Raw genomic sequence first — 448 nt, forward strand, 5'->3', positions numbered from 1 at the left:
AACCACTTCTTTGAATTTGGTTGGTCGCCATTTTCGCGCTAACGCAAGATAGCTCATGAATAATTCCGAAAAGGATTAGTGACCGTCGAATTCGCAGATGCTAAACACTTCTAGACCTAAGCCTTGTAAGCGCTTATCACCACCGATTTCTGGAAGGTTAATAACAAATGCAGCGTGTTCTACCACACCACCAAGCTGACGAATAAGCTTCGTTGTCGCTTCAATCGTACCGCCTGTTGCTAACAAGTCATCAACCATCAGCACTTTATCGCCTTCAACGATAGCATCGGTATGAATTTCTAGCGTATCAGTGCCGTACTCAAGCTCATAAGATTGTGCCACAGTTTGACGAGGCAACTTGCCCGGCTTACGAACAGGGATAAAGCCGACACCTAACTCAAGAGCAAGAGGCGCACCAAATAGGAAACCACGAGCTTCAGTACCAACG

At 46.2% G+C, this 448-nt stretch carries 1 protein-coding gene; it reads right to left on the reverse strand.

The window, feature by feature from the left end; translation table 11 throughout:
• Window positions 1-75 precede the first annotated feature (75 nt).
• Window positions 76-448, reverse strand: a 373-nt coding sequence (locus tag AB4496_RS26345) for an adenine phosphoribosyltransferase (RefSeq protein WP_372132845.1), incomplete at its 5' end; no start/stop codon positions are given.

This window comes from Vibrio sp. 10N.222.46.A1, from assembly GCF_041473595.1.
In the GTDB taxonomy this organism is placed as follows: domain Bacteria; phylum Pseudomonadota; class Gammaproteobacteria; order Enterobacterales; family Vibrionaceae; genus Vibrio; species Vibrio tasmaniensis_A.